This is a genomic window from Paracoccus sp. pheM1, from assembly GCF_018499825.1.
In the GTDB taxonomy this organism is placed as follows: Bacteria; Pseudomonadota; Alphaproteobacteria; order Rhodobacterales; family Rhodobacteraceae; genus Paracoccus; species Paracoccus versutus.
This window is the reverse complement of sequence record NZ_JAGXCX010000001.1, coordinates 1,510,111-1,535,372: the sequence shown is the minus strand read 5'-3', so window position 1 is coordinate 1,535,372 and position 25,262 is coordinate 1,510,111. Positions and strand designations below refer to the sequence as shown.

Here is a 25,262-nt window from a genome sequence, read left to right as displayed (position 1 = left end):
ATGAGCGACGCGGTTCACCTTTCCCTTGCCGACGACATCGCGGTGATCACCATCGACAACCCGCCGGTGAACGTCGCCTCGCGCGCGGTGCGCGCGGGGCTGATGATGGCGCTGGACCGGGCGGAAGCCGCCGGCGTCGCGCGCGTGGTGCTGACCGGCGCGGGAAAAACCTTTGTCGCCGGGGCGGATGCGAAAGAGTTCTCGGCCCCGCCGCGGCCACCGCATCTGCCCGATATCGCAAACCGGATCGAGAGCTTCCCGGTGCCGGTCGTGGCCGCGATCAACGGCGCGGCACTGGGTGGCGGGCTGGAACTGGCGCTGGCCTGCGCCGCGCGGGTGGCGGCGCCCCGCGCGACCCTGGGCCTGCCCGAGGTGACGCTGGGCGTGGTCCCCGGCGCGGGCGGCACGCAGCGGTTGCCGCGGCTGGTCGGGCTGGAACAGGCGCTGTCGCTGATCCCCGAGGGCCGGGTGATCGGCGCGGCCGAGGCGCGCCGGATCGGTCTGGCCGATACGGTGGCCGAGGATCCGGTCGCGGCCGCCCGCACGCTGGCCTTACCCGAACGACCCGCCACCGGCGCGCTGCCCGCACCGCCGATGCAGCCCGAAGCCATCCAGGCCGCACTCAAATCCGCGGCCAAACGCAGCCCCAGGCAGATCGCCCCCCTCAGGGCCATCGACCTTATCGAGGCGTCTACCCGTCTGCCGCTTTCCGAAGGGCTGGCCCTGGAACGCGAAACCTTCCTCGACCTCAAGACCGGCGATCAGGCGGCGGCCCTGCGCCATGTCTTCTTCGCCGAACGCGCGGCGATGGCGCAGGGACGCGCGGACGGGACCGAGATCCGTTCCGCCCTGGTGGTGGGGGGCGGCACCATGGGGGCAGGGATCGCCTATGCGCTGGCGCAGGCGGGCGTCACCGTCGCACTAGTCGAAACCGATACGGCCGCGGTCGAGCGTGCGCGCGCAAATGTCGCGCGGCTCTATGCCGAGGCCGTGGCGCGCGGCAAGTCCTCCTTCGAGGCGGCCGAAGCCGCCCAGGCCGCGCGCCATTTCTTTCATGCAGGCTATGACGGCCTGCCCCAGGTGGACATCGCCATCGAGGCGGTGTTCGAGGATCTGGAGGTCAAGCGGCAGGTCTTCGCCGCGCTCGACGCCGCCCTGCCGGACACCGCGATCCTCGCCACGAACACCTCCTATCTCGACCCCGACCGGATCGCAGAGGGATTGCGCAATCCCGGCCGCTTCCTCGGCCTGCATTTTTTCAGCCCCGCGCATGTCATGAAGCTGGTCGAAGTGATCCGGGCCGGAAAGACAAGTCCCCAGACCCTTGCCACCGCCCTGCGTCTGGCGGCGCGGCTGAAGAAGATCCCTGTGCTGGCCGGCGTCTGCGACGGTTTCATCGGCAACCGCATCCTGACCCGCTACCGCCAGACCTGCGACGTGATGCTGATCGAGGGTGCGTTGCCGGCGCAGGTCGATCAGGCGATGCGCGGCTTCGGCATGGCGATGGGGCCTTACGAGGTGCAGGATCTTTCGGGCCTCGACATCGCCCATGCCAACCGGAAGCGGCTGGGATGGCGGACGAAGCCCGGCTTCCGCTACATCCCCATCGCCGACCGCATCGTCGAGGAAACCGGCCGCCTCGGCCGCAAGACCGGCGCGGGCTGGTATGACCATGACGGCGGCAAGGCCAGCCCCTCGCCCCTGATCGACGCCATCGTGGCTGAGGAATCCGCCCGGGCCGGCATCGCGCGGCGCGACTTTGCGGATGACGAGATCGTGGCCCGCGCCACCGCCGCCATGGTCGAGGAAGGCTTCCGCATCCTGTCCGAGGGCATCGCCACCCGGTCGGCCGACATCGACCTGGTGCTGGTCCACGGCTATGGCTTTCCGCGCTGGCGCGGCGGGCCGATGCATTGGGCGGGCCGCACCGGCCTGACCGAAATCCTGCGGCGGATCGAGGGTTATGCCGCCGAAGACCCGCTGTCCTGGGCCGTGCCCGCCTTGCTGGCGCGCGCCGTGGCCGACGGCAAGACCCCCGAAGAATTGTGAGAATCCGATGACCGACGCCTTCATCTGCGACTATATCCGCACCCCCATCGGCCGCTACGGCGGGGCGCTCGCCCCGGTGCGGGCCGACGATCTGGCCGCCTTGCCGCTGGCGGCGCTTCTGGCGCGCAACCCCGGCCTCGACCCTGCTGTGGTCGAGGAGGTCTGGCTGGGCTGCGCCAACCAGGCGGGCGAGGACAACCGCAACGTTGCGCGCATGGCGCTGTTGCTGGCGGGCCTGCCGGACACCGTGCCGGGGGCGACGGTGAACCGCCTCTGCGGCTCGGGGCTGGAGGCGGTGGCCGCCGCCGCCCGCGCCGTGCGGTCGGGCGACATGGATCTGGCCATCGCCGGAGGTGTCGAAAGCATGACCCGCGCGCCCTTCGTGATGCCCAAGGCATCCGGCGCCTGGGCGCGGGCGACCGAGATCCATGACACCACCATCGGCTGGCGCTTCGTCAACCCCCGGATGCAGGCGCAATACGGCACCGATTCCATGCCGGAAACCGCGCAGAACCTGGCGGACGAGCACGCCATCAGCCGCGAGGATCAGGACGCCTTCGCCTTGCGCTCGCAGGAAAAGGTGGCGGCGGCGCAGGCGAACGGGCGGCTGGCGCAGGAAATCCTGCCGGTGACGGTCGCCTTGGGGCGCGGCAAGACGGCCGAGGTGACGCAGGACGAACATCCCCGCGCCACCACGCTGGCCGATCTGGCGAAGCTGAAGCCGATCACCCGCCCCGACGGGTCGGTCACGGCAGGCAATGCCAGCGGCGTGAACGACGGCGCGGCGGCGCTGATCGTGGCCTCCGCCGCGGCAGTCAAACGGCATGGCCTGACGCCCCGCGCGCGCATCGTCGGCGGGGCCTCGGCGGGCGTCGCGCCGCGGGTGATGGGGTATGGCCCGGTGCCTGCGGTGCGCAAGCTGCTGGAGAAGGCCGGCATCGGCCTCGACTCGCTGGCGCTGATCGAATTGAACGAGGCTTTCGCCGCGCAGGCGCTGGCCGTGACCCGCCGCCTCGGCCTTGCCGACGACGACCCGCGCGTGAACCCCAATGGCGGCGCCATCGCCCTTGGCCATCCGCTGGGCATGTCGGGCGCCCGCATCGCCGGCTCGGCCGCGCTCGACCTGTCGCTGGGCGCCGGCCGCTACGCATTGGCCACCATGTGCATCGGTGTCGGCCAGGGCGCAGCGCTGCTTCTCGAACGTGTTTGATCCCCGGAGGATTTCTGATGACCGATAAACCGAAACTCAAACCCAAGGACGCCCCCGATCTGGGCCGCTTCGACTGGGAAGACGCCTTCCGGCTGGATGGGCAACTGACCGAGGACGAGCGGATGCTGCGCGACGCGGCGCGCAGTTTCTCGCAGGAGAAGCTGCAACCGCGCGTCATCAGGGCCTTCGCCGACGAGGAAACCGATCCGGCGATCTTCCGCGAGATGGGTGAGATGGGCCTTCTAGGCGTGACGGTGCCGGCGGAATATGGCGGGCTGGGGGCGAGCTATGTCTCCTACGGGTTGATCGCCCGCGAGGTGGAGCGGATCGACTCGGGCTATCGCAGCATGATGTCGGTGCAGTCCAGTCTGGTGATGTATCCTATCTATGCCTATGGATCCGAGGAGCAGCGCCGGACATACCTGCCAAGGCTCGCCTCGGGCGAGTTCATCGGCTGCTTCGGCCTGACCGAGCCGGATGCGGGGTCTGACCCGGCGGGCATGAAGACTGTCGCGAAGAAAACCTCCTCGGGCTATGTGTTGAATGGCACCAAGACCTGGATCTCGAACAGCCCGATTGCGGACGTGTTCGTGGTCTGGGCGAAATCCGAGGCGCATGGCGGCAAGATCCGCGGTTTCATTCTCGATAAGGGCATGAAGGGTCTCTCGGCGCCGAAGATCGGCGGGAAACTCTCGCTCCGCGCCTCGATCACCGGCGAGATCGTGATGGAGGATGTCGAGGTCGGCGAGGATGCGCTGCTGCCGCATGTCGAGGGGCTGAAGGGGCCGTTCGGCTGCCTCAACCGCGCCCGCTACGGCATCTCCTGGGGCGTGCTCGGTGCGGCGGAGTTCTGTTTCCACGCCGCGCGGCAGTATGGCCTGGACCGCAAGCAGTTCGGGCGACCGCTGGCCAACACCCAGATCTATCAGTTGAAGCTGGCGAACATGCTGACCGAGATCAGCTTGGGTCTTCAGGCATCCTTGCAGGTCGGACGGCTTCTGGACGACGCGAACGCCGCGCCCGAGATGGTTTCCATCGTCAAGCGCAACAACTGCGGCAAGGCGCTGGAGATCGCGCGTATTTCCCGTGACATGCACGGCGGCAACGGCATTTCCGAGGAATTCCAGGTCATCCGGCATATGGTGAACCTGGAAACCGTCAACACCTATGAAGGCACCCACGATGTCCACGCCCTGATCCTGGGCCGGGCGATCACCGGCCTTCAGGCCTTTTGCTGAGGAGCGTAGCCGATGAAAATACTTGTCCCCGTGAAGCGCGTGATCGACTACAACGTGAAGGCGCGCGTGAAGAGCGACGGGTCTGGTGTCGATCTGGCGAATGTGAAGATGTCGATGAACCCGTTCGACGAGATCGCGGTGGAGGAGGCGATCCGTCTGAAGGAGGCGGGCCAGGCCGAGGAGGTGATCGCGGTCTCGATCGGCGTGAAGCAGGCGGCCGAGACGCTGCGCACCGCGCTGGCGATGGGCGCCGACCGGGCGATCCTGGTGGTGGCCGCGGACGACGTGCACCAGGACATCGAGCCGCTGGCGGTGGCCAAGATCCTCGCCGCGGTGGCCAAGGCCGAGGGCACCGAACTCATCATCGCCGGCAAGCAGGCGATCGACAACGACATGAACGCGACCGGCCAGATGCTGGCGGCGCTGCTGGGCTGGGCGCAGGCGACCTTCGCCTCGAAACTCGAGATCGACGGGGGCAAAGCCAAGGTGACGCGCGAGGTCGATGGGGGCCTCCAGACCATCGTGGTCAGCCTGCCGGCGGTGGTCACCGCCGACCTGCGGCTGAACGAGCCGCGCTATGCGAGCCTGCCGAACATCATGAAGGCCAAGAAGAAGCCCTTGGAGGAAAAGACCGCCGCCGACTACGGCGTCGACGTCGCGCCGCGGCTGGAGGTGGTCTCGGTGCGCGAGCCCGAGGGCCGCAAGGCCGGCATCAAGGTGGGCTCGGTGGACGAGCTGGTCGGCAAGCTGAAAGAAGCGGGGGTGATCTGATGGCTGTTCTGCTGCTTGGGGAAGTGACGAACGGGGTGCTGAACCGCGACGCGACGGCGAAGGCGGTGGGCGCGGTCGGGTCCTTGGGCGAGGTGACGGTGCTCTGCGCCGGCGCCTCGGCGAAAGCCGCCGCCGAGGAGGCCGCGAAGATCGCCGGGGTCGCGAAGGTGCTGGTCGCAGAAGACGCCCTCTACGGCCACCGCCTGGCCGAGCCGACGGCGGCGCTGATCGTGTCGCTCGCGGGCGATTACGACCACATCGCGGCGCCTGCGACGACGGACGCCAAGAACGTGATGCCGCGCGTCGCGGCGCTTCTGGACGTGATGGTGCTGTCGGACGTCTCGGCGGTGATCGACGCGGATACGTTCGAGCGGCCGATCTACGCCGGCAACGCCATCCAGACCGTGAAGTCGAAGGACGCCAGGAAGGTCTTCACCATCCGCACGGCGAGCTTCGACGCGGCGGGGATCGGCGGTTCGGCCAGCGTGGCGGAGACCGCCGCCGCCGCCGATCCGGGCCTGTCGGCCTGGGTTGCCGACGAGGTTGCCGAGAGCGACCGCCCCGAGCTGACCTCGGCCAAGCGCGTGGTCTCGGGCGGCCGCGGCCTGGGCTCGAAGGAGAGCTTCGCGATCATCGAGGCGCTTGCCGACAAGCTCGGCGCCGCGGTGGGGGCAAGCCGCGCGGCGGTGGACAGTGGCTATGCGCCGAACGACTGGCAGGTCGGCCAGACCGGCAAGGTGGTGGCGCCCGAGCTTTACGTGGCGGTGGGCATCTCGGGGGCGATCCAGCACTTGGCGGGGATGAAGGACAGCAAGGTGATCGTTGCGATCAACAAGGACGAGGAGGCACCGATCTTCCAGGTCGCCGATTACGGCCTCGTCGGAGACCTGTTCACGACCGTCCCCGAACTCACCGAAAAGCTCTGACAGCTTCTTCGTTGCTCAAATACCCAATGGCGCCCCCGCCCGTCCGGGGGCACCCGATCCGGCCCCAAGCCAGCGGAGTTTCCCATGCCCACCCCCACCCGCGAGTCGATGGACTACGACGTTGTGATCGTCGGCGGTGGACCGTCGGGGCTGTCTGCGGCGATCCGGCTGAAGCAGATCGACCCGGACCTGCAGGTTGTGGTGCTGGAGAAGGGCTCCGAGATCGGGGCGCATATCCTGTCGGGCGCGGTGCTGGATCCGGTCGGGCTGGACCGGCTGATCCCGGACTGGCGCGAGCGTGGCGCGCCCGTGACCACCGAAGTCACCGACGACAATTTCTACGTCCTCGGCGCGGCGGGCCAGGTGCGGGTGCCGAACTGGCCGATGCCACCGCTGATGAACAATCACGGCAGTTACATCGTCAGCATGGGCAATGTCTGCCGCTGGCTGGCCGAGCAGGCCGAGGAGCTGGGCGTCGAGATCTTCCCCGGCATGGCCGCCAGCGCCATCGTCTGGGAGGGTGATCGGGTCAAGGGCGTCGTGGCCGGCGAGATGGGGCTGAACCCCGACGGCGCGCCGGGCCCGATGTATGAGCCCGGCATGGAACTGCACGGCAAATATGTCTTCATCGCTGAGGGAGTGCGCGGCAGCCTTGCCAAGGAGATCATGGCGAAGCTGAACCTGTGCGAGGGCCACGAGCCGCAGAAATTCGGCATCGGCATGAAGGAGATCTGGGAGGTCTCGCCCGAGAAGTTCCAGAAGGGCCGGGTGGTGCATACGATGGGCTGGCCGCTTGGCAGGAATGCCGGGGGCGGGTCCTTCATCTATCACTTCGAGGACAACCAGGTGCTGGTCGGCTTCGTGGTGCATCTGAACTACGAAAACCCCTACCTCTATCCCTACATGGAGTTCCAGCACTTCAAGCATCACCCGATGGTCGCGGAACTCTTGGAGGGCGGCAAGCGCATCTCCTACGGCGCCCGCGCGATCTCCGAGGGCGGCTGGCAGTCGATCCCGGAACTGTCCTTCGACGGCGGGGTGCTGCTGGGCTGCTCGGCGGGTCTGGTGAACGTGCCGCGGATCAAGGGCAACCACAATGCGATGCTGTCGGGGATCGCGGCGGCCGAGGCGGCGGCCGAGGCCATCGCCGCGGGCCGCGAGGGCGACCGGCTGGAGGCCTATGACGCGGCGGTGCGGACCGGCGAGATCGCGAAGGATCTGAAGCGGGTCAGGAACGTCAAGCCGATCTGGTCGCGGCTGGGGCTGTGGCCCTCACTGGTGCTGGGGGGCTTCGACATGTGGGTGGCGAACCTGACCGGCTGGAACCCGCTGGGGACCTGGAAACACGGCGAGACGGATGCGCAGGCGACCGGCAAGGCGGCGGATTACACGCCGATCGACTATCCCCGGCCCGACGGCAAGCTGAGCTTCGACCGGCTGACCAACGTGGCGTTTTCCTTCACCAATCACGTGGAAAGTCAACCCTGCCACCTGCGCTTTCGCGACCCGGCGATCCCGATCGCGGTGAACCTGCCGGAATATGCCGAGCCCGCGCAGCGCTATTGCCCGGCGGGGGTCTACGAGGTGATCGAGGATGCCGCCAATCAGAACGGGGGCGGCCCGCGCTTCCAGATCAACTTCCAGAACTGCGTCCACTGCAAGACCTGCGACATCAAGGACCCCAGCCAGAACATCAACTGGACCACGCCCCAGGGCGGAGACGGGCCGAATTACCCGAATATGTGAGGAACTCAATGATAGAGGCTTTTGTCTGGCAACGACGTGTCGGTTTCGGCGACTGTGATCCGGCATTGATCGCCTATACTGGAAGGATCGCCGATTTCGCGTTGGAGGCCCTCGATGCCTTCTGGGACGATCTGCTGGATGGACGAGGATGGTATCACATGAACGTACACCAAGGGTACGGAATGCCCTTCGTGCGGATGGAATACGAATTCGCGGCACCGATTACCACTAGCATTACAGTTGCACGTTTCTTCGAAGGTGTGCGTGCCTTGCTGCGGCTTGATGAGCCCTTCGCCACATCGACCAAGCGATAATATAAGCCGGTTCAATCTGACGTTGGGCCAGCCGATTGGCGATGCGTCGGATCTCCTGAATTGACCAGCGGATCAGCTTGGGTTCCTTGGCAGCCTGCGCATCGTTTTTTTGGGCGGTTCGACATTGGCGTGATGGCGAATGGTAGCCATCATGGCGAAGGCCAGCATGACCAGCGATACATGGCGGTGCCACCCGTGCCAGGAACGGGTCTCGTTGTGATCGAGGCCGAGTTCATTCTTTGCGGTCTCGAAGCTGTCCTCGATTGCCCAGCGATGTCCTTCGACACGCACCAGTGTTTCCATGCCCGTGCCCTCCGGACACCATGTGGTGAAGAACGCCAACTCGCCATCGGAGATATTGCGTCGGATCAGCAGGCCCCGGGTCCATACGCCGCTGAGATCAGCATTGAATTCGCCAGCATCGAGATCGGCGAGATCAAGGTAGGCCCAGTCGTGAAGCCGCTCGCCCTTGGTGCCCGCGCCGGCCGAAAGACGCTGCCAAGCCTCGGGCGGCAAGTCTTCCGCGATGCTCCCGGCCGTCCCGCTGACGGCATAGGCTTTCCCCCAGGAATTGAAGGCGTGCTTGGAACTGACACCCAGGACATAGCCTTTTCCAGCGCGGCGCAGTGCTATTTCGATATCGCCAACGCCATAGACGCTGTCGGCGGCCACCCAGGAAAATGGAACCTTGGTCGAGAGCACGCGCTCGATCATGCTGCGGGCGATGGCAGGTTTAGTGGCGAACTCCACCGCCTCGGGCACATGGGCCCGGCTTCGTCTGACCGGGGCTTCAGCCCATGCTTTCGGCAGATAGAGGGCCCGATCGATAAAAGCATGTCCGTGCTGCGAGACGTAGCTGGCGAAGACGCCGATCTGGCAATTGGTGATCTTTCCTGCCGACCCCGTATATTGGCGCGCGACCCCACAGGAGGCGTGGCCCTGCTTCAAAAAACCGGTTTCATCGATCACCAGCACCGCCTCGGGATCAGCCAGCGTTTCCACGGCGTAGTCCCGCACAATATCGCGCAGCGCGTCGGCATCCCAATGGCCACGACCCAATATCGCCTGCTGACGCCAGGGGCCCGGATCTCCAGCCGCTTCGGCCCGCATCCAACCCGTCTTGCGCCGTTCCTCACCCAACAAGCCGTCGAGAAACTGACCGGCCGATGCCGCAACCCGTTCCTGCGTAAACAGCGGCCGAATTCGAGCCTTTACTTCACGGAGTGAGGAAGCCCAAAGCTCCAGCGTCTCTTCGACCGACAACCCCGCCATCCATGATCCCTAACTTAGTCATGGTAGCGCATTGATTCAGAGCGGAGAAAAGAATGCAACTGTAATGCTAGGGTCAGGATGCATTGATTTCTGTTGCGCTGCGTGATTCACGCCTCCGAAAACGGAGCGGTGACATGAGCGATCTCTTCTGGCTGACCGACGCGCAGATGGCGCGCCTGGCTCCCTTCTTTCCCAGGTCGCACGGGAAGCCCCGGGTTGATGACAGACGGGTGCTGAGCGGGATTATTTTCATCAATCGCAATGGCTTGCGTTGGCGCGATGCGCCCGCCGCGTATGGCCCACATAAGACGCTCTACAGCCGGTGGAAGCGTTGGAGCGAAAAGGGCATCTTCGCGCGGATGATGGCCGGGCTGGCGGCGGAACACGGCGAGAAAACGACCGTGATGATCGACGCAACATACCTCAAGGCCCATCGAACGGCGACCAGCATGGCCGCCAAAAAGGGGGGCGTGGTCGCCTGATCGGTCGAACCAAAGGCGGTATGAACACCAAGCTGCACGCCATCTGCGACAGTCAGGGGCGACCGATCGACCTGTTCGTCACCGCTGGACAGGTCAGCGATTATATCGGCGCTCGGGCCCTGCTGAGTGGCCTGCCAAACGTCAAATGGCTACTCGGGGATCGTGGCTATGACGCTGACTGGTTCAGAGAAGCGTTGCAGGACAAGGGGATACGTGCCTGCATCCCAGGCCGGAAGAAACGCAAGACGCCGATCAAATACGATAAGCGGAGATACAAGCGGCGTAACCGCATCGAGATCATGTTCGGCAGGCTCAAGGACTGGAGGCGCGTCGCGACCCGCTATGACCGATGCCCCAAGGTCTTCCTCTCAGCCATCGCCCTCGCGGCTCTCGTCATCTATTGGTTATGAATCCTGACCCTAGCACTACTTTGGCAGAAGTCTGTTGAGCATTTTTCGCCACTTCCTACGGCAGTGGGGACAGTTGGGCGGCGGCTGACTGAACTGGATCAAGATCGTCTGCCTGATAGCTGGTAGGCTCGGTTGCGGCGGGGGAGCTGGGGCCTTTTTTTTTCCGACCCGCTGCCTTCAGGCGTCGGGCTTGCAGGAAGGAGAACGCAATCATGGTCATGAGCGCATGTCGGTGCAGGCCCTGCCATGATCGGCCCTCGAAGTGGTCAAGGCCCAACTCTTCCTTGAGCTGCTGATGGGCTTGCTCACAGACCCAACGGGCCTTGATGGCCCCGGCCAGTTTCTTGAGCGGTGTGTCGGCCGGCAGGTTGCTGAGGTAGTATTTGCGCTCGCCGGTGGAACGGTGCTCGCCGACCAGCCAGACCTCCTCGCCGGGCAGATGCTGCTGGCCAAGATTGCCAATGCGCTGCGGCGGTCCGTCGGCGACACGGACACGCATGGCAGCGAACCGGGCTGAGAGCCTGCCTTTCGTGCCGCGCCGCCAACTCACGACCTGCCACTTCGCATTCTCAAGTATCTCCTGCGCCGGGCGAGATGGGACATCGGGGACATGGTTCTTGCGCGGTCGCCCGCGACCGGCGACCGGGAAGATCAGGGCAACGTTGGCCGGGTAGACCTTCTGCTTGTGAGGGATGCCAACGGCCCAGGTCAGTCCACGCTCGGTGAGCGCCTGCCGGAACGGGCCAGACAGGCCATAGCCGGCGTCGGCCAGGATGCCGCCAAAGCGCGCACCTGCGCTGCGCACACGGTCGATCTCGGCCAATGCGATCTCCGGCTTGCTACGGTAGGTGCGCGCCTCGTCAGGAACCTTTGCCCGATCCATGCGCGCCGGATCACTGGTCCAGCTCTCGGGCAGAAACAGCCGAAGCCCGATCATCACGGGCACTTCGCCTGATGCCAGCGTCACCGACACAAGGGTTTGACAGTTGGCGTTCTTGCCGAGCGCCGACGCGTATTGCGGTGCTACCCCAACCGAGGCACGCCCCTTCTTGGGCAACGCGGTATCATCAATAATCAGCCAGGCATCGCTGCCACCAACCAAGGCGTCTGCCTGCCGGCACAGTTCCTTCTCCAGCGGCGCGCTGTCCCACAGCGCGGCACCAATAAAATGATGAAGTTGATCATAGCCAATCCCGGGCGAACGCATCGCCATGGGCTGCACGCTCTTGCGATCGCCAGGACCAATCAGCCCCTCAACGTAAGCCGGACACATCCGCGCCCGGCGACGGTCGCCCAATGTTGCTACAAAGGGACGAAGCCACTCCGTCAGATCGTCCCGCCAATCATCCGCCATCGCCAGCCTCCACAAGCTGGCACTCTATGAATCACTGCAAGTGACTCTTGGGAATCCTGAAAATGCACTTCTGCCAAAGTAGTGCTAGGCGCTGGAGCCGGTCTATTCGGTACATTATTCCGACTATGCCGCGCAGTTCCAGGGTGCCCTTTGAGATGCAGTCCACCTCGGGCTCATGCAGGGAATAGAGCTTGTCTTTGCTCTTCGGCCCCCTGTTCCAGCAGGCGCCCGACCAGCCAGAGCGCGTCCAGAACCTGTCTGCGCAGGGGGCCTTGCGGGATGTCCTGCAGGTGACGGCGAAGATCGCGACGCACCCGGCCGACATAGCCCCTGAGTTGGCGCAGCGCCTTGCGCATGCGCTTGAACTGGCGGGCATGGGCGTAGCGCCCGACCTGGATGGCCAGCCGCGGTGCAAGACGGGCATAGCTCTGGCGCAGATCGATCCCGGCCTTCTTCGCCAGGCCGACCAGCAGGGCCCGGGCCCGCTCGTAAAGCCGGGCGTCCGTCGGATGGGCGATGTTCTTTTCCATTACGGTGGTATCGACCGCCACCCGCTTCAGCGCCTTGTCCGTGATCGTCCCCGAGGATCGCCCCGCTTTGATCGTCTTGGTCAGCAGCCATTCCACCCCTTCTTCACCGATCCTCTTGCGCCAGCGCACCAACGAGGAGGGATCGATCGGCGGGCGGTGCTGAAAGAAGGTTTCGCCGGTGAAATGCTGGTAGTAGGGGTTCTCCACCCAGCGGGCGACAACCGCCTCGTCCGACAGCTTGAACGCATGCTGCAGATACATCAGCCCGGCGATCAGGCGCGGCGAAGTCGCCGGCCGGCCCGGCGCCGAGGGGAAGAACCCAGCCCATTCCCGCTCGAAGAACTCCCAGTCGATCAGGTCGGCGAGCTTCACCAATTCGTGGCGGGCATCGATCATGTCCACCAGCCTGGGGCGCAGGAGATCATTCTGTTCGTGGGCGCGGGAATGGGGCTTCATAGGTGATCGGAATTTGCAGGATTTCTGGGGCCAGATTACGAAACCTTGCAGGACAACGCCAACAAAACCGTAGAATAATTACGCAAAATCAATGATTTCCGCGTTGTTCAGAGCCGACTTCTTGGGCTTCTTCTCGTCGCGTTTTCGTTTGTTCATGCCTTTGGCCATCTTGCGGCTCCTCTGCTCGCCGCCGGCAACCGGCGGACTGTGCAGCGTAAACCTTTGCGCGGGAATAGATACACAATTCTCCGCGACCGGGAGCTGCCTGCCGGCGCGCTCGCAGGACGCCGGAAGCCGCGCCGGGCGTCAAAAATCTACGGTAACATCTTGAATGCCTCGAAAAGACATCCATATACCATCCGTGTGGATGGAGAAATGCGGTGCCAAAGACACGCCAGTTTCGCGAGAAGACGCCGGAGAGCGAAAAGATCACACTGAACCTGGGCTTTGTCGATCTCGGCCGGATCGACCTGCTGGTGCAGGAGGGTTTCTACTCGAACCGGAGCGATTTCATCCGCACGGCGATCCGCAACCAGCTTGACGGCCATGGCGAGGCCGTCGCCCGCACGATCCAGCGCAACACGATGGAGCTGGGTTTGTGCGATTACAGCCGCGCCGAGCTGGAAGCCCTGCGCGATGCAGGCGAGGTCCTGCATGTCAAGGTCGTCGGCCTGGCACGGATCGCGTCCGACGTGCCGCCGGAACTTGCCGCTGCCGTCATTGGCTCGATCACCGTCCTGGGCGCGCTGCAAGCGAGTGCCGAGGTCCGGCAGGCCCTTGCCGGTCGTATCCATTAGCCCCCACAATCAAGGAATATCCTTATGAAATCCTTAGACATCGGCGCCTTGCGCCGGATGATCGCCGATGCGCGGGCCGGTGTCGCCCACGACTCCGCCAGCGACCTCGTGCGCCGGACGCTAGCGCAGCATGGGCTGATGGCGGAGGGCGGTGAACTGCCTGCGCAGAGCCCGCTTTCCGCCATGAGCGGCATGCTGAACAGGCAGGTCCGTCCTTCGCCCGCCCCCGAGCCGCTGGTGCTCGGCGCCAGTTTCAGGACCGAGCGCTTCAACTGCGAGGCGGGTGCCCGCGACTACCTGACCTATGTTCCCTCAAGCGCCAGCAAAGGCGCGACCGCGCTGATCGTCATGCTGCATGGCTGCACGCAGACCAATGCCGATTTCGCGGCGGGCACCGGGATGAACGCGCTGGCGGAACGGCACGGCTTCATCGTGGTCTATCCACAGCAGTCGCGCGGGGACAACGCCCAGTCTTGCTGGAACTGGTTCAGCCCCGGCGACCAGCGTCGCGACCGCGGAGAGCCGGCGATCCTTGCGGGTATCGCCACCCATGTCGCCACGGCCCACGGCATTCCGGCCTCGGACACCTTCGTGGCCGGTCTGTCGGCGGGGGCGGCGATGGCCGTGATCCTGGGGCAGAGCTATCCCGACGTCTTCGCGGCCGTCGGCACCCATGCCGGGTTGGCGCATGGCAGTGCGCGCGACCTGCCCTCGGCCGTTGCGGCGATGGCGGGGAACCCGGCTGCCGATCCGTATCGCCCGGCGAAGCGCCGCCCGACCCCCACCATCATCTTCCAGGGCAGTGCGGACAACACCGTCAACCCTGCCAACGCCGACCGGATCGCCCGCGACGTCCTGAGTGCCGGACCCGAGGTAACCTTGTTCGACACGGCGACCGGGCAGCAGAACGGCCGCAGCTTCGTCCGCGAGACCACGACGACGGGCGATGGGACCGTGCTGCTGGAATACTGGAAGATCGAGGGATTGGGTCATGCCTGGTCCGGCGGCAATCCGGCCGGCTCCTATGTCGATCCGGCGGGACCGGATGCCAGTACCGAGATGGTGCGGTTCTTCCTAAGGCTTGGGCAGGAACCCGGCGCTGCATCCGGAGGATGATCGATCAAGCTGCCGGGGATCACCGGCCCCGGCAGAGGCCAGTTCGGGTCCATCCCGCTCTTGCAGGCCGCATATCCAACAGGTTTCGGACCGCGCAACGGGCACTGTCGGTCAGCTACTCGGGCCGGCGGTCGTTACCGCCCTTTTCGAAGTCGCGCGCGTCGCGGTCAAGCGCGTCCCAGAACATGCGTGGCAACCGCCAGAAAGAAGACGGCGCTCGCGATGATGACAAACAGATGCCAGATCGTTCGATGAAACGGGAGGCGCGGCAACAGGTAGAAGGCAAAGCCGACTGTGTAAAGAATTCCTCCGCCCAGAACCAGAGCGAAGGCACGTGAAGACATCTCGTCGAAGAGGGCGCCGCCAGCGACCACCCCTGACCATCCCATGACGAGATAAAGGCCGATCATGGCGGCACGCCAACGATCCTGTGCGAAGCTTCGGAGTCCAGCCCCAAGCGCGGCACAGGTCCAGATCCAGATGAGGAATCCTCCTGAAGGGTTGGGCGAAAGGATTGCAAAAGGCGTGTAGGTGCCCGCAATCTTCAAGTAGATTGCGGAATGGTCGAGCCGGCGCAGCACACCGCCTCCGTTTTCCCGGTGCGTCATGTTGTAGAGCGCGGAGCACAGGATCATGGCGATGAGCGTCGCGCCATAGATCGCGACTCCGGCGGTGACGATTGCGTCGCCGCCAAGGGACCATGTCCGGGTTATCAGGATCGGGACTGCCATGACAGCAGCCGTCAGGCCAAGTGCATGAACGGCGACATCCGAGACGACCTCAGTGCGGCTGTAGGCGATGCGGTGCGGCAGTCGGATGGTCACGAGCATGATCCCTGGGGATGTTTGATATCAGATGGGACCGCCTGCCACTTGCCGGAAGGGGTACCCGCGCCGAACGCCATCACGAGGCCATGAGTTCGAGAAGGACCGTGACCTGGCGAGGGCCGAAGCACAGCATCGCAGCCTGGCCGGTGCCGGCAGTCGATGAGGCATAGCCGATCAGCGCAACAGCGGCCCTTCCTGGTCCAGATAGCCGGTATCGAAGCCTGCGAGATCGGTGAGGCGGCCGAAATCGTCGAATGTCACGCGCCCCTTCTGGAAGGTGACGAAGCCGTCTTCGCGCAAGTGACGAAGAACCCGGTTCACATGCACGGCGCTCAGCCCCAGCGCATCGGCAAGATGATATTGCGTCAGCGGACAGTCGAAGCCCGTTCTGTCGCCCATCCCCACCAGGTTCAGCCGGGCGCTGAGTTCGAGCAGGAAATGCGCCATGCGCTCTTCGGCCGAGCGGCGGCCCAGATTGACCAGATGCTCCACCACCATCGCTTCATCCCGTGACGCCGCCCAGAGAACGGCGGTCGCAAGGCGTGGCGCATCCGAGAAGGCGTCCAGAATATCGGATGCAAGCACCTCGGAAGCCTCGATCGGGGTGACGGCCTCGATACTGTGATCGGAGGTGCGGAACAGGATACTGCGCAGCCCCAGGAAATCGCCCGGAACCTGGAAGTCCACGATCTGCCGTCCGCCATCCGGCAGCATCTTGAAGGAACAGGCCCAGCCCTCGGCCAGCACGTAGGCGGATGCGTTCACCTGTCCCTCATGGATCATTTCATGTCCCGACAGGAAAGTCCGGCGGCGCCGATGAAAGCGCGCCAATGTTTCCAGATCGGCCTCGGAAAGGGCGACGAAGGCGGAAAGTTTTCGGGTCAGCGGGCTTTGCAGGATCGACATACAGGCTTCCAGACGGGATCGGCGCATTATGCAAATAGTCGAAAAAGGACCATCTCGCGCTGCTCTGGATCAGTCGAGCATAGCAGTTTGCGGCTATGATCGCGACAGGTTCCGACGGATCGATGCCGGACCCATTCCCTGACGTGAAAGCGAAGCCGATCATGACCGTCTCCAACGACATCGCCGGAACCGCGGCACTGGCCATTTGCGAATCGCTTCTGCTGGCGCTGAATGACCACAACATACTTCCGGAAAAGGAGATCGTCGGCGTCCTGAAGGATGCGGCCGCGGCCCATGAACATGCCGCGGCAGGCGATCAGGACGCCCTGCACGCGGCGGTAGCCGCCTTGATCAACGGCATCCTCGCCGGCGGCAACTCGGTGCGCCGGCGCTGAGGCCGCGCCGTCAGAGGCGACCCGTCAGAACCAGCACGAGCAGGATCAGCAGGACGACTCCGACAATGCCGCTGGGGCCGTAGCCCCAGGACCGGCTGTGCCCCCAGGTGGGAAGCGCGCCGACCAGCAACAGAACAAGCAGGATGATGAGAATGATGCCAAGCATGGCTTTCTTTCCTTGGTCTGGTATTCGGGAAGCGGTCGCCCCGCCGGATACGCTCCGATCACACATCCTTGCGGATTTGGGGCGGACCTGCGCTAACCTGTATCAGCGCAACCAGGATGATTTTGATTAAATATATGGAATATAATGGAGAAATGCAGGGGCGAAGAGGCAGGTCGCTTCCCGTTTCCTCCCCTTCGTGGAACACCCGCGACCGGACCGGGCTGCACGGCAGCGGCAACAGACCCGAAGAGGTTGCAGGCACTCGGTCCGGGCAGGTTCAGCATTCCGGGACAACCGGAAGACTGGCCGATGAGGCCCCTCAACCCGATACGAATCGGTGCGAAGGCTAACCCCGATCAGTTTTCCGGTATGCGCGGCGTTGTAGGGTTGCTCCACGCGCGATCATTACATCGAAAGCTCGATGGAGGATAGGGTGCCGCAGAATCCGCCCCATCAACTCTCCGGAGCGACCCCTGTCGAAGGAGGTCTGCCGGCGCAAGAGCGGATAGCGCGATCATCGACCGGCCCTCGGTTGCGGATCAGATCACGGGTTCTGGACTGGCTGGGGAAAATATTCGCCGAATCGAGGAAGGTATCGAGGAAGTCATCCCATCACGCCGAGACGGACGACGACGCCGAAGAGTTCACTCGCGCGGTGGCTGCCTTGGATGAGGCGGAAAGAACCGGGGTTTCCGATCACCGTGAGGATGATTCGGATCAATCGCTTGCGCGTCGGAAGCGACAGTGCCGTCCGCGCGATGCAGCCGCTTTGGACACGGCAGGGAACGACGGCATGCGGGCGCGTTCCGGCCGTTCTGCGCTGGAAATGAAACCAAAGAACCCGCGAAGTCCTGTCCGGCGCTGAAGTTTTTCGATTGCGCGCGGCCTCGGGGCGAAAGGGGTTTCCATCTCTCGGAGAACCACTCATGCACTTTTTTCCCATGAATGATGCAAATACGAACCGGGGGGCGCCATGCTGATCAGCATAGGGTGCCGATTGCGATTCACCTTTCCCCAGCCGACGCCGCTGATCGCCATGCTCAACGTGCATCATACGCGCTTCACCGATCTGGAACGCCCGGACTATCTTGTGACCTCGCCCAGCGTCCCGTTCGAAAGCTACCGCGACGGCTTCGGGAACTGGTGCACGCGGATGGTCGCGCCCGCCGGAGATTTTGTCCTGTCCACGGACGGAATATTCCGCGATTCCGGGCAGCCCGATCCGATAGCTGCCGACGCAAGGCAGCAGGCGGTTCAGGACCTGCCCTTCGAGAGTCTCGTCTTCCTGCTGGGCAGCCGATACTGCGATACCGACATCCTGTCCGACGAGGCCTGGCGACGCTTCGGCAATACCGAGCCGGGCTGGGCGCGGGTTCAGGCGATCTGCGATTTCGTGCATGAACAGATATCCTTCGGCTATCATCACGCAAAAGCCACGCGGTCGGCATCGCAGACACTGGCCGAAGGCCATGGGGTCTGTCGCGATTTCGCGCATCTGGCGATCACCTTCTGCCGCTGCATGAACATCCCCGCCCGCTACTGCACCGGCTATCTCAGCGATATCGGTGAGCGCGGCCCTTATCCGCCAGGAGATTTCGCCGCCTGGATGGAGGTGTTTCTGGACGGTCGATGGTGGGTTTTCGACCCCCGGAACAATGCCCCGCGCGTCGCCAGAATACTCGTCGCCCGCGGCCGCGACGCCGCCGATGTGCCCCTGACGCATAGTTTCGGCGCGAGCACGATGACGGCATTCGAGGTTTGGACGACCGAGGTAGAATCCGACCCAGAAAGCGCGGACGAGAACCGGGAAAGCAGCCCATGCACGCCTGCCTGCTGAGAGAGGCGACAAGCAGCGGAAGGAGCGACCGCCATCGCATGGGAATCACAGTCCCGCAGCCTCGAAATCTGCCCGGAATTTCCAGGGCGCCGCGATTGCGATGAGCGAAAACCTGTCGCGCCTTCCGAGAGAGCCAGCCGACCGCTTGACCAGACCTTTCATGCGCTTTCTTCGCATCGAAGCCATGGCCGGGGCTGTGTTGCTGGTCAGCACCCTGGTGGCGCTGGTGCTTGCGAACACGTCCTGGTCGGCCTCGTTTCTGGCGTTCTGGGAAATCCAGGCCGGCATTCGCCTGGATACCATCGAGATATCCAGGTCGTTGAAGCACTGGATCAATGACGGATTGATGACGCTTTTCTTCTTCGTCATCGCGCTGGAACTGAAACGCGAGCTGGTGATCGGCGAACTGCGCGATCCCCGGGTGGCCGCACTGCCCATTGCGGCGGCGATCGGCGGCATGGCCATGCCGGCCGCTGTCTTCCTGCTGATCGTCGGCGATGGGCCCGGCGCAAGCGGATGGGGCACGGTCATGTCCACCGACACCGCTTTCGTCATGGGCAGCCTGGCAGCACTCGGATCACGCATTCCGATAAGCTTGCGCCTTTTCCTGCTTTCTCTGGCGATCTTCGATGATGTCGGAGCCATCCTGGTCGTAGCCATCGGCTACGGTGAGAGCCTCGACTGGATGCCGCTCGGCATCGCCGGTCTTGGATTTGTCATCGTGTCGGTCGCCGCCCGGCTCGGCATACGCAATATCCCGGTCTATTTCGCGATAGGCCTCGGCATCTGGGCAGCGATGGATGCGTCCGGCATCCACGCGACATTGACCGGGGTGATCCTCGGCTTGATGACTCCGGCCCGGAGCTGGATAAGCGACACCCGCCTGCATGCGATACTGGACAGGGTCATTGCCTACCCCCCTGGCGACCATTGGAGCGGCGACCCCTTGGCGCAGGCCGATCTCCATCGGGCAGGTGTTGCGACACGGGAGGCGCTTTCCCCGATCGAGCGGTTGGAGATCGGCCTCCATCCCTGGGTCGCGTTTGCGATCCTGCCGCTATTTGCCCTGGCCAATGCCGGTGTGCCCCTGACGAACATAAATTTCGACACGCCCCTCACCCTGGCCATTTTTGCAGCCTTCGTGGCCGGCAAGCCTTTGGGAGTGATCCTCTTCAGCCTTCTTGCCGTAGCTTCTCGCCTGGGTGTTCGTCCGGCGGATCTGTCATGGGGCCTGATCGCGGCCGGTGGAATGTTGACGGGTATCGGCTTCACGATGGCATTCTTCATTGCCAATCTTGCCTTCGAACCCGAGCTTCTGAACTCGGTCAAGCTCGGCATACTCGGTGCCTCCGTCCTGTCGGCCCTGTTGGGACTCCTCATGCTGGCGTGGCTGACATCCGATGGACGAGGACCCCGTCATGTTCCCGCGATGTGACGGCGGAGCGCAAATGACGGTGCCGCAGAGGCCCCTTGGGGCAACGATTCGGGCGGAGCATCCGTCCGGACAGCAAGGCTTCGGTGTCGCGGGGTCCCGCTCCCCGGATCGGCGCTCTGCATTGCGAGAATGCGGTGCCGGTGAAGCAATACTCCCAATCTGATCGGACAAACTTATGCCTATGCTCAGTATTTTCCACCGAACGGTCTATCGTTACCCCGCCTCCGTGGCATTGGGGCCGCACAGGCTGATGCTGCGCCCGCGCGAGACCCGCGAGTTGAGGCTGGTTTCGTTCGATCTGACCCTTTCGCCGAACGCGACCATTGGCTGGGCGCATGATGTCGCCGGCAACGCCGTGGCTTCCGCGACTTTCGAAGGCACGACGAGCATCCTGTCGATCGAGAGCCGGGCCACTCTCGAATTGACCGCGCCGCTATGGCCGGTCTTCGCGATCGCCGCATCGGCAATCACCTATCCTTTCCTGTACTCGGCAGACGACTGGACGGACCTGGGTGCGCTTGCGACACCGCAATATCGCGACGAGGCCGGACGGCTGTCGACCTGGGTCGAACGGTTCGTGATGCAAAGACCGACCGATACGCTGTCGCTCCTGAAGGATGTCAGCAACGGCGTGTCCACACAGATCGCTTATCAAAGTCGCGAGATGGAAGGCACGCAGGGCCCGCTGGAAACGCTGGACAGGGGTTGGGGATCCTGCCGGGATCTCGCGGTTCTCTACGCGGAGGCCGTCCGAACGCTCGGTTTCGGGGCGCGGATCGTATCGGGCTACCTGCTCGACCTCGCGAGGGATCGTCTGGGCTCGGCCGGGGCGGGATCGACCCATGCCTGGGTCGAAGTGTTCCTGCCCGGTGCCGGCTGGGTTTCCTTCGACCCGACGAACCGGGCCGTGGGGTCCGGCAACCTGGTTCCTGTCGCCGTTGCTCGGCACATCGCACAGGTCGTGCCGGTGGCGGGCAGTTACCACGGTACCCATGCCGGCTGGGTGGAAATGGAGGTGGAGGTCAGGGTCGAAGCCATGTGAGACTGCTTCTAGTCCGCTAATCTGATATCTGGTGGCTGTGGACGATGGCCAATCCCATCACGTGGATTGCTGGGCCAAAGTCCTCGGGTGAAGTTGAACCCATAGCCGGTGCGGCTGTGTGCGAGGGGGAAGAGGCTGGTCCGGTGTCCTTTCCGTTTCGGGTTCCCTGTCAGCGCGGCGACCGCTCGCCGACCTGGCGGACCGGGGTTCCGGTGCGCTGGCGCGTTTGCCACCCTTCGGTCAGCCCGACCTTGGCGTTCGAGGCGGACAGCAGGGGCCGCCCCCGGATCATGTCCGAGGCGCGCTCGGCCAGCATGATCGTCGGCGCGTTCAGGTTGGCGTTCGGCGTGTTGAGGGGCGACTGCGTTGCCGTCGAGGCGCGATGACTTGCATACCCTAGCCGACAAAGGCTATTTCAGCGGTGGCGAGATACTCGCCTGCCACGAGCGGGGCATCACGTATAAAGCCGCAACGAGCAGACGCCGCCCGGCTTTGTGCAGGTCGGATGTAAGCGCGACGACGTGGCCCTATGCGGCGAGGCTTGACGTCTGGTGCGCCAGCCCAGATCCAACCCGACGATCCCGTCCCGCTCCGCAAGGTCGAAAGCGCGCTGGCCCAGGCTGTCCAGCATGTCGTCATGGTAATTGCCTACCGGTGCCCAGACGACAAGCTGTCCGGCTCGGTCGTGCAGGAGCATCTCCGCGATGGCTGGTTCCGCGTCGACTTGAAGCTTCTCGTGCCGGTGACGGGAGCAGCTTGGCGGCAAGATTGCGGATAGGTTGGAAACGAACTTCTGGGTAGCCAATGATTGGTAGCGCGAATGTCTTCGTGTGGCTGATTAGGTTTTTCGCCGAGATATCGGGAAGGCAATGACGGAACTTCAAGTACAAGTCGGGCGAGGCGCGCGTCGGCGCCGCCCGCCATTTGCTACCGGCACTGGCGTCGGGCTAGGCTGGTTCGACATGATGCGCACCGGCCCGGCACGGCGAACTTGATCCAGGCGCAGCGCGCCCTCTTCGACGCGCATGGCTTCGACCGACTGAACGGCCGTCACGGACCCTAGGGCGGGAGAGGCTGAAGCGGGTGAGGCGAAGCTTCAAGCTGCCACCCCGCGCGCATCATGCCCTTCGGAGAAAACCGCCTAGCGCAGGTCCCTTGGCATGAGCGCTTCTGGAAAGTTCTGGTAGGCGACGGGACGCAGGAACCTTCGGATGGCCATGGTTCCGACCGAGCTGGCGCCGAAATTGGTCGAGGCGGGATAGGGGCCGCCATGGACCATGCTGTCCACCACCTCGACGCCGGTGGGAAAGCCGTTGACCAGCACCCGGCCCGCCTTGCGCTCCAGCACGGGCACCAGCCGGCAGGCGATCTCGGCATCCGCGGGCTTCATGTGGATGGTGGCGGTCAACTGGCCCTCGAGCCCGCGGGCCAGGTGCAGCATTTCGTCGACCGAGGCGGTGCGCACCACCAGGCCCAGCGGGCCGAAGACCTCCTCGGACAGGGCGTGGTCCTCGAGGAACTGCCCGGCAGTGGTCTGGTAGAGGTTGGGGCTGGCGCTGCGGCCCTCGGACCTGGTCTCGTGGATCGGGGTCACGTTGTTGCGGGCCTGCATCCGCGCCTGGCCCTCGCGATAGGCGCGGGCGATGCCCTGGGTCAACATCACCTGCGGGCCGACCTTCGCCAAGGCCTCGCGCGTTGCCTCGACGAAGCGGTCGGCATCGGCGCCGTCCAGGACCACTGCGATGCCGGGATTGGTGCAGAACTGCCCCGCCCCCATGGCCAGCGACCCGGCCCAGCCGCTGCCGATCTGTTCGGCGCGCGCGGCGATCGCCTCGGGCAGCAGGAACATCGGGTTGACCGAGCCCAGCTCGCCGAAGAACGGGATCGGCTCGGGCCGTGCGGCGCAGAGGTCGAACAGCGCCCGGCCCCCGGCGAGGGAGCCGGTGAAGCCGACCGCCTTGATCAGCGGATGCTGGACCAGCGCCTCGCCCACCTTGCGGTCGCCGCCCTGCACCAGGCTGAAGACGCCCGGATGCGTGCCGGTCCTTGCGATGGCGGCATGGATGGCCTCGGCGACGATCTCGCCGGTGCCGGGATGGGCGCTGGGGCCCTTGACCACCACCGGGCAACCGGCGGCCAGGGCGGCGGCGGTATCACCGCCCGCCGTCGAGAAGGCCAGCGGGAAGTTCGAGGCGCCGAAGACCGCCACCGGGCCGATCGGCCGCTGCACCATGCGGATGTCGGGGCGCGGCAGCGGCTGGCGGTCGGGCAGCGCCGGGTCGTGGCGGCGGTCGAGATGATCGCCCTTGCGGATATGCGCGGCAAAGAGCCGCAGCTGGCCCCCGGTGCGGCCGCGCTCGCCCTCGAGCCGCGCCTCGGGCAGGCCGGTTTCCTGGGTGCCGATCTCGGTGATCGCCTCGGCGCGGGCCTCGATCTCCTCGGCGATGGTGTCGAGGAAGGCGGCACGCTCTTCGCACGTGACCTGGCCGTAGCTCCAGAAGGCGTCCTCGGCCGCCTCGCAGGCCCGGTTCACCAGCGCGACCGTGCCTATGCTGAACTCGTGCGCCCGGCCATGGGCGGGCTCGCTGGCGAAACGCTGCTCGCTGGCGACCCAGTCGCCACCGATCAGGTGCTTGCCGTGGGGGGTGAAACTATCTTGCTTCGTCATCGATCCTAGACCCAAGAATGTTGATTTCAGAAAATGATCGTTTGTCCCGCCGGGACAATAGATCCCGATCCTGCGATGGCGCGCTCACTTAGCGGAAAGTATTTTGAAGGCTTCATTCGCAGGCCGCATGTCGGCAACATCGCGATACGGCAAGACTTGTGACATTGCGCCGAGGCCAACGAACATGCGTTGCTGATATGTGATCTCCTCTTCGGAGATTGAGAGATTTCGGGAATAGGGACGCTGTTCCTGATTGAATTCCCAAACCGCGTTTGCCGATAGGATATCAAATTTCTTCTGCGCGCTCCTTCGCGCGGAGAGGAATGCCTCGCGGGCCTCTGGCTTCATCAAATAGCCATAAAGGGCGCCATAGGCGGCCATGACCGGAACCAGCCCGTCCCGCTTGTCCCGTAGGGCTGCCTCCGACGCGTAGGCGGTTTGAAAGACATATTTCGGCAGCGCTTCCCACATCTTGCCGTCGGACAGGATGACAAGCCCATCGCGGTCGTTCAGGTGCGATATGCTGGAGCAGCAGGCGTCCGCCTTGCCTTCGACGACCGAATGATAGGCTTGGTCGTTGCTGCCTGCATCGAGGAAAGTCACGCGGGAGGCGTCGAGACCCTTTTCTTGCAAGAGTTGCAGCATGAGTGCATGCAGGAGACCAAGCTTCGGCCCTACCGCCACCGTTTTTCCTTCCAGGTCTGCCAAGCCGTTGACCCGGTCCGGCCTTGCAAACACGGCGAGGGCAGCCTTGCGCATGGCCGCGCCAGCAATCCTGACGGGCGCGCCTTGCGAAATCCGCGGAAGAGCCATGTTATAGCCAGAAACCATGCAGACATCAGCGGCCCCGCTAACGATCGCATCGAAGGGGCCGGCCGGGCCCTCGGCCAGAACCATCGTTGTTTCCGCCCCATATCTCTTGAGAAAACCCTGCTCTTCCATCAGTCGATTCAGCGTCGCATTCTCGAGTCCAGGATTGCTGACGATGGTAATCCGGGCTGCGGCAGCCCGCGCAACATGCGGCGCGCCAAGTCCGCTAGCGGCGAGGGTGAGACCGAATATCCCAGCACTTCCAAGAAAACGGCGGCGATCCATCGTTGATTTCCTCCCTATCCGGTGGCGATCATGGCGGTCTCGCACAGCGTCGCCGCCGGGTGCCAATCCAAAACCACGCTGCGGGCATCGGAAATCGGACCAGAAACGCCTGCCCACAAGCCAGACGTCCGGCAAGAACAAGGCGCAGATCATATAAATATATATTAAATTCAATTATTTGAAAGATATCCCTTTGGGCGGCTGCAATATCGGATCTCGG

At 64.4% G+C, this 25,262-nt stretch carries 21 protein-coding genes and 2 pseudogenes; 14 read left to right on the top strand and 9 right to left on the bottom strand.

The genetic code is table 11. From position 1 onward, the window contains the following. From KF941_RS07705 to KF941_RS07675, 7 genes are all read left to right on the top strand, one after another. On the top strand, positions 1–2,049 hold the full coding sequence (locus KF941_RS07705; protein ID WP_114536890.1) for a 3-hydroxyacyl-CoA dehydrogenase NAD-binding domain-containing protein: 2,049 nt from the start codon (positions 1–3) through the stop codon (positions 2,047–2,049). Positions 2,050–2,056: 7 nt separating this feature from the next. Next, entirely contained in the window at positions 2,057–3,259 is a 1,203-nt protein-coding gene (gene pcaF / locus KF941_RS07700; RefSeq protein ID WP_114536889.1) for a 3-oxoadipyl-CoA thiolase, read from the top strand. 17 nt (positions 3,260–3,276) lie between these two features. Further along, on the top strand, positions 3,277–4,497 hold the full coding sequence (locus tag KF941_RS07695; protein WP_114536888.1) for an acyl-CoA dehydrogenase: 1,221 nt from the start codon (positions 3,277–3,279) through the stop codon (positions 4,495–4,497). 12 nt (positions 4,498–4,509) lie between these two features. Further along, the gene (locus KF941_RS07690) at positions 4,510–5,268 is read left to right on the top strand and encodes an electron transfer flavoprotein subunit beta/FixA family protein (protein ID WP_214273032.1); all 759 of its coding nucleotides are present in this window, start codon (positions 4,510–4,512) and stop codon (positions 5,266–5,268) included. Next, positions 5,268–6,194 (top strand): FAD-binding protein, encoded by a 927-nt coding sequence (locus tag KF941_RS07685; protein WP_214273031.1) that lies wholly within the window; start codon positions 5,268–5,270, stop codon positions 6,192–6,194. Before KF941_RS07690 ends, KF941_RS07685 begins: the two co-directional genes overlap by 1 nt. 84 nt (positions 6,195–6,278) lie before the next feature. Then, entirely contained in the window at positions 6,279–7,940 is a 1,662-nt protein-coding gene (locus KF941_RS07680; protein WP_114536886.1) for an electron transfer flavoprotein-ubiquinone oxidoreductase, read from the top strand. 8 nt (positions 7,941–7,948) lie between these two features. After that, positions 7,949–8,254: a hypothetical protein gene (locus tag KF941_RS07675; protein ID WP_214273030.1), complete on the top strand. Its 306-nt coding sequence runs from the start codon at positions 7,949–7,951 to the stop codon at positions 8,252–8,254. 72 nt (positions 8,255–8,326) lie between these two features. Here KF941_RS07675 and KF941_RS07670 read toward each other — a convergent pair whose 3' ends face one another. After that, on the bottom strand, positions 8,327–9,526 hold the full coding sequence (locus KF941_RS07670) for an IS701 family transposase (RefSeq protein ID WP_080620383.1): 1,200 nt from the start codon (positions 9,524–9,526) through the stop codon (positions 8,327–8,329). Positions 9,527–9,660: 134 nt separating this feature from the next. On the opposite strand from KF941_RS07670, the gene KF941_RS07665 reads away from it, so the two are divergent. Continuing rightward, positions 9,661–10,418 (top strand): IS5-like element ISPso2 family transposase gene (locus KF941_RS07665; RefSeq protein ID WP_101754952.1). Its coding sequence is split into 2 segments (ribosomal slippage): positions 9,661–9,985 and positions 9,985–10,418, totalling 759 coding nucleotides; the frame shifts between segments, so codons are not numbered across the junction. A gap of 154 nt (positions 10,419–10,572) precedes the next feature. Here KF941_RS07665 and KF941_RS07660 read toward each other — a convergent pair. Further along, positions 10,573–11,772: pseudogene (locus KF941_RS07660) on the bottom strand (IS701 family transposase); the annotation flags it as partial. A 145-nt stretch (positions 11,773–11,917) separates the two neighbouring features. Beyond that, a pseudogene (locus KF941_RS07655) lies at positions 11,918–12,758 on the bottom strand (IS5 family transposase); the annotation flags it as partial. A 380-nt stretch (positions 12,759–13,138) separates the two neighbouring features. Between KF941_RS07655 and KF941_RS07650 the strand changes: the two are divergent. Next, complete coding sequence (locus KF941_RS07650) at positions 13,139–13,555, top strand: CopG family transcriptional regulator (protein WP_214273029.1); 417 nt, start codon at positions 13,139–13,141, stop codon at positions 13,553–13,555. Positions 13,556–13,612: 57 nt separating this feature from the next. Further along, positions 13,613–14,671: a PHB depolymerase family esterase gene (locus tag KF941_RS07645; RefSeq protein ID WP_240540381.1), complete on the top strand. Its 1,059-nt coding sequence runs from the start codon at positions 13,613–13,615 to the stop codon at positions 14,669–14,671. A gap of 167 nt (positions 14,672–14,838) precedes the next feature. Here the strand turns inward: KF941_RS07645 and KF941_RS07640 are convergent, their stop codons facing one another. After that, a complete protein-coding gene (locus KF941_RS07640) occupies positions 14,839–15,495 on the bottom strand; it encodes a hemolysin III family protein (protein WP_346428975.1) in 657 nt (218 codons plus the stop codon). A gap of 177 nt (positions 15,496–15,672) precedes the next feature. Continuing rightward, positions 15,673–16,404: a Crp/Fnr family transcriptional regulator gene (locus KF941_RS07635; protein ID WP_214273026.1), complete on the bottom strand. Its 732-nt coding sequence runs from the start codon at positions 16,402–16,404 to the stop codon at positions 15,673–15,675. Positions 16,405–16,565: 161 nt separating this feature from the next. Here KF941_RS07635 and KF941_RS07630 point away from each other — a divergent pair, with 161 nt between their 5' ends. Then, a complete protein-coding gene (locus tag KF941_RS07630; protein ID WP_214273670.1) occupies positions 16,566–16,799 on the top strand; it encodes a hypothetical protein in 234 nt (77 codons plus the stop codon). A gap of 10 nt (positions 16,800–16,809) precedes the next feature. Here KF941_RS07630 and KF941_RS07625 read toward each other — a convergent pair whose 3' ends face one another. Next, on the bottom strand, positions 16,810–16,965 hold the full coding sequence (locus KF941_RS07625; protein ID WP_214273025.1) for a DUF3309 family protein: 156 nt from the start codon (positions 16,963–16,965) through the stop codon (positions 16,810–16,812). 973 nt (positions 16,966–17,938) lie between these two features. Here KF941_RS07625 and KF941_RS07620 point away from each other — a divergent pair. The 3 genes from KF941_RS07620 (at position 17,939) to KF941_RS07610 (ending at position 21,279) form a co-directional block, all read left to right on the top strand. Beyond that, positions 17,939–18,802, top strand: a complete 864-nt coding sequence (locus KF941_RS07620) for a transglutaminase family protein (RefSeq protein ID WP_214273024.1) — start codon at positions 17,939–17,941, stop codon at positions 18,800–18,802. A 160-nt stretch (positions 18,803–18,962) separates the two neighbouring features. Beyond that, on the top strand, positions 18,963–20,237 hold the full coding sequence (gene nhaA / locus KF941_RS07615) for a Na+/H+ antiporter NhaA (protein ID WP_240540259.1): 1,275 nt from the start codon (positions 18,963–18,965) through the stop codon (positions 20,235–20,237). Between the two features lie 175 nt (positions 20,238–20,412). Beyond that, complete coding sequence (locus KF941_RS07610; protein ID WP_214273022.1) at positions 20,413–21,279, top strand: transglutaminase family protein; 867 nt, start codon at positions 20,413–20,415, stop codon at positions 21,277–21,279. A 169-nt stretch (positions 21,280–21,448) separates the two neighbouring features. Here the strand turns inward: KF941_RS07610 and KF941_RS07605 are convergent, their stop codons facing one another. From KF941_RS07605 to KF941_RS07595, 3 genes are all read right to left on the bottom strand, one after another. Beyond that, positions 21,449–21,595, bottom strand: a complete 147-nt coding sequence (locus KF941_RS07605; protein WP_214273021.1) for a hypothetical protein — start codon at positions 21,593–21,595, stop codon at positions 21,449–21,451. Positions 21,596–22,420: 825 nt separating this feature from the next. After that, positions 22,421–23,947: an aldehyde dehydrogenase (NADP(+)) gene (locus KF941_RS07600; RefSeq protein WP_214273020.1), complete on the bottom strand. Its 1,527-nt coding sequence runs from the start codon at positions 23,945–23,947 to the stop codon at positions 22,421–22,423. Between the two features lie 84 nt (positions 23,948–24,031). Next, the gene (locus KF941_RS07595) at positions 24,032–25,042 is read right to left on the bottom strand and encodes an ABC transporter substrate-binding protein (RefSeq protein WP_214273019.1); all 1,011 of its coding nucleotides are present in this window, start codon (positions 25,040–25,042) and stop codon (positions 24,032–24,034) included. Between the last annotated feature and the right edge of the window lie 220 nt (positions 25,043–25,262).

What these genes read in the sequence shown, in the direction of transcription:
- KF941_RS07635 (WP_214273026.1), bottom strand. Translation starts at nt 16,404, where the DNA reads ATGTCGATCCTGCAAAGCCCGCTGACCCGAAAACTTTCCGCCTTCGTC.
- nhaA (WP_240540259.1), top strand. Translation starts at nt 18,963, where the DNA reads ATGCGCTTTCTTCGCATCGAAGCCATGGCCGGGGCTGTGTTGCTGGTC.
- KF941_RS07645 (WP_240540381.1), top strand. Translation starts at nt 13,613, where the DNA reads ATGATCGCCGATGCGCGGGCCGGTGTCGCCCACGACTCCGCCAGCGAC.
- KF941_RS07675 (WP_214273030.1), top strand. Translation starts at nt 7,949, where the DNA reads ATGATAGAGGCTTTTGTCTGGCAACGACGTGTCGGTTTCGGCGACTGT.
- KF941_RS07670 (WP_080620383.1), bottom strand. Translation starts at nt 9,526, where the DNA reads ATGGCGGGGTTGTCGGTCGAAGAGACGCTGGAGCTTTGGGCTTCCTCA.
- KF941_RS07620 (WP_214273024.1), top strand. Translation starts at nt 17,939, where the DNA reads ATGCTGATCAGCATAGGGTGCCGATTGCGATTCACCTTTCCCCAGCCG.
- KF941_RS07595 (WP_214273019.1), bottom strand. Translation starts at nt 25,042, where the DNA reads ATGGATCGCCGCCGTTTTCTTGGAAGTGCTGGGATATTCGGTCTCACC.
- KF941_RS07690 (WP_214273032.1), top strand. Translation starts at nt 4,510, where the DNA reads ATGAAAATACTTGTCCCCGTGAAGCGCGTGATCGACTACAACGTGAAG.
- KF941_RS07610 (WP_214273022.1), top strand. Translation starts at nt 20,413, where the DNA reads ATGCCTATGCTCAGTATTTTCCACCGAACGGTCTATCGTTACCCCGCC.
- KF941_RS07695 (WP_114536888.1), top strand. Translation starts at nt 3,277, where the DNA reads ATGACCGATAAACCGAAACTCAAACCCAAGGACGCCCCCGATCTGGGC.
- KF941_RS07630 (WP_214273670.1), top strand. Translation starts at nt 16,566, where the DNA reads ATGACCGTCTCCAACGACATCGCCGGAACCGCGGCACTGGCCATTTGC.
- KF941_RS07680 (WP_114536886.1), top strand. Translation starts at nt 6,279, where the DNA reads ATGCCCACCCCCACCCGCGAGTCGATGGACTACGACGTTGTGATCGTC.
- KF941_RS07600 (WP_214273020.1), bottom strand. Translation starts at nt 23,947, where the DNA reads ATGACGAAGCAAGATAGTTTCACCCCCCACGGCAAGCACCTGATCGGT.
- pcaF (WP_114536889.1), top strand. Translation starts at nt 2,057, where the DNA reads ATGACCGACGCCTTCATCTGCGACTATATCCGCACCCCCATCGGCCGC.
- KF941_RS07625 (WP_214273025.1), bottom strand. Translation starts at nt 16,965, where the DNA reads ATGCTTGGCATCATTCTCATCATCCTGCTTGTTCTGTTGCTGGTCGGC.
- KF941_RS07605 (WP_214273021.1), bottom strand. Translation starts at nt 21,595, where the DNA reads ATGCTGGCCGAGCGCGCCTCGGACATGATCCGGGGGCGGCCCCTGCTG.
- KF941_RS07705 (WP_114536890.1), top strand. Translation starts at nt 1, where the DNA reads ATGAGCGACGCGGTTCACCTTTCCCTTGCCGACGACATCGCGGTGATC.
- KF941_RS07685 (WP_214273031.1), top strand. Translation starts at nt 5,268, where the DNA reads ATGGCTGTTCTGCTGCTTGGGGAAGTGACGAACGGGGTGCTGAACCGC.